Below are 2,633 nucleotides of genomic sequence, written 5' to 3' on the forward strand. Positions count from 1 at the left end.
GCGCCGGCCCGGGCATGGGCCGGTGCCGCGCCCGGTCGAACCTGTCCACGCGCCCCCGTCCGCTCATGCGCCCCTGCCTGCTCGTGTGCCCCGTCCGCTCGGGCGCCCCGCCCGACCCCGCGTCCGCTCGCGTGCCGGACCCGGTTGGACCTGCCGTTTTGATGGCCGGATGGTGCCAGTCATCTGACGCTTACGTCACCCTGACCTGGCGCTCAAATACGCTTCTCCGTATAAGTTTCCTCACTCGGCGAGATGTGGCATGCTTCACGCAATCTGGCAGCATGTAGACGTCCGGGGAGGTCAATGTGGATCTCGGAATTGCGGACCGCGTCGCGGTGGTGTCCGGCGGTAGCCGCGGCATCGGGCGCGCGGTGGCCGAGCAGCTGGCGGCCGAGGGGGTGCGGGTCGTCGTGGCCGCCCGCGGCGCCGAGGCGGTCGGCGAGGTCGTGGAGACGATCCGCAAGAACGGCGGCGTCGCGCACGGTGTGGCGGCGGACATGACGGTCGCCGAGGAGATCGAGCGGGTCGTGGCGCAGGCGCGGGAGCGCTTCGGGCCGCCGGACATCGCGGTCAGCAACGTCCACGGTCCCGGTCCCGGCGACTTCTTCGACCTCACCGGGGACGACTTCGCCCGCGCCTTCCGGGAGATGACCCTCAGCGTCATCCACCTCACCCGGCTGGTCGCGCCCGCGATGCGGGAACGCGGCTGGGGGCGGCTGATCAACATCGGCTCGGGCGCGGCGAAGGAGCCGCCGCCCGAGCTCAAACACATCCTCGCCAACACCGTGCGGGCGTCGGTGGTGACGCTCAACCGCTCGCTGGCCAACGAGTTCGGCCGCGACGGCGTCACCGTCAACACCATCGGCACCGGCTTCATCGCCACCGACCGCATGTGGGACTACGTCGGTGGCGTCGGGGCGCAGCACGGCCTCGCGCCCGTCGACATGATGACCCAGTTCAGCACCGGCATCCCCGTCGGCCGCCCGGGTCGCCCGGAGGAGATCGCCGCCGTCGTGGTCTTCCTCTGCTCGTCCTGGGCCGGATACGTCACCGGACAGCTCATCCCGGTCGACGGCGGAGCGCTGCGCTCGGCCTTCTGACGCCCCGCCGTCCGGCGCGGCCGGCGTGTCCCGCATCGACGAACGCAATCAGCGGATCAGCGGATCAACGGACCCAGGAGGCCAGATGTCGTCGGCCGGAGAAGCCCAGCCCTTCACCTTCGAGGACCTGCCCGTCCGCGATGACCGGGACGCCGCGTGGCGGCTGATTCGCGAACGCGGGCGAATCGTCCAACTCGAACCCGACGTCGCGCTCACCGATCACGCCCTCGTCGAGGCCGCGTTCCGCAACCCGGCGGTGTTCTCCTCCAAGAAGGCCTTCGACAGCCTCGGCAGCCCGCTCCCGCTGGTCCCGATCGCGTTCGACCCGCCGGAGCACGCCCGCTACCGGCACATCCTGCAGCCCTTCTTCAGCCCGCGCAGCATCAGGCCGTTGGAACCGGAGTTACGCCGCCAGCTCGCCGAGCTCATCGCGCCGCTGCCGGCGCGGCGGGAATGCGACTTCGTCGCCGACGTCGCGTCGGTCTTCCCGGTGCAGGCCTTCCTGACCTTCTTCGGTCTCCCGCTGGAGATGCGCGACCAGTTCGTCGCCTGGAAGGATGCGATCCTCGGGTTGAGCGACCCGTCCGGGGCGATCAGCACCGACGAGGCCGACCTGCGCCACGCCGGCGAGCTGTTCACCTACCTGTCCGAGCTGGTGGCCACTCGCCGCGGCGTTCCCGGCCCGGACGTGCTCAGCGAGCTGCTCTGCCTCGACGGCGACGACGCGCTCACCGACGCCGAGGTGATCGGCCTGTGCTTCCTGTTCGTCCTCGCCGGCCTGGACACGGTGACCGACGCCCTGGGCTTCGGGATGGAACGCCTCGCCCGCAACCCCGACCGCCGCCAGGAGATCGTCGACGATCCCACCCTCGTCCCCGCCGCCGTGGAGGAGCTGCTGCGCCTCGACCCGCCGGCGCCGTTCGTGCCGCGGATCACCACCGCGCCGACCGAGCTCGGCGGGCGCACGTTGCCCGCCGGTACCCGGGTCACCGCCTACATCGCCGCCTGCAACCGGGACGAGGCGCGCTACCCCGATCCGTACGGGATCGACTTCCACCGCGGCGACAACCCGCATGCCAGCTTCGGCGTCGGCGTGCACCGCTGCCTCGGCTCCCACCTCGCCCGCCTCGAGATGCGCCTGGTCTACGAGGAGTGGCACCGCCTCATCCCGCACTACGACATCGCGCCCGGGTTCGCGCCGACGGTGAAGTTCCCCCGCGGCACCGTCGGCCTGGAGGCCCTTCCGCTCGTCCTCACCCCGGGCGCGTCGCGGTGAGGGCCGAGATCGACCGCGACCTGTGCGTCGGGCACGGCTTGTGCTACATGCTCGCCCCCGACGTCTTCCACGACGACGACGAAGGATACGGCCAGGTCACGGCCGACGGCCCGGTCGCCGCCGACCGCGTCCAGGACGCCCGGCGAGCCGCTGGATCGTGCCCCGAACGCGCGATCACCCTTCTCACGGCCGCCGCCGACCGCACGGCCGCCGCGGACCGCACCGCCACCGCCACCGCGGACCGCACGGCCGCCGCC

General features: G+C 72.0%; 3 protein-coding genes. All 3 read left to right on the top strand.

All coding sequences use genetic code 11. From position 1 onward, the window contains the following. Positions 1-305: 305 nt before the first annotated feature. Positions 306-1,100 (top strand): SDR family oxidoreductase, encoded by a 795-nt coding sequence (locus ND748_RS29720; protein ID WP_251749518.1) that lies wholly within the window; start codon positions 306-308, stop codon positions 1,098-1,100. Between the two features lie 85 nt (positions 1,101-1,185). Beyond that, positions 1,186-2,376, top strand: coding sequence for a cytochrome P450 (locus tag ND748_RS29725; RefSeq protein WP_251749520.1), 1,191 nt, complete (start codon positions 1,186-1,188; stop codon positions 2,374-2,376). Next, positions 2,373-2,633: ferredoxin (locus ND748_RS29730; RefSeq protein ID WP_251749521.1), on the top strand; the 261-nt coding region annotated here is incomplete at its 3' end. The genes ND748_RS29725 and ND748_RS29730, both read left to right, overlap by 4 nt.

This window comes from Frankia sp. AiPs1 (assembly GCF_023716945.1).
Lineage (GTDB): Bacteria > Actinomycetota > Actinomycetes > Frankiales > Frankiaceae > Frankia.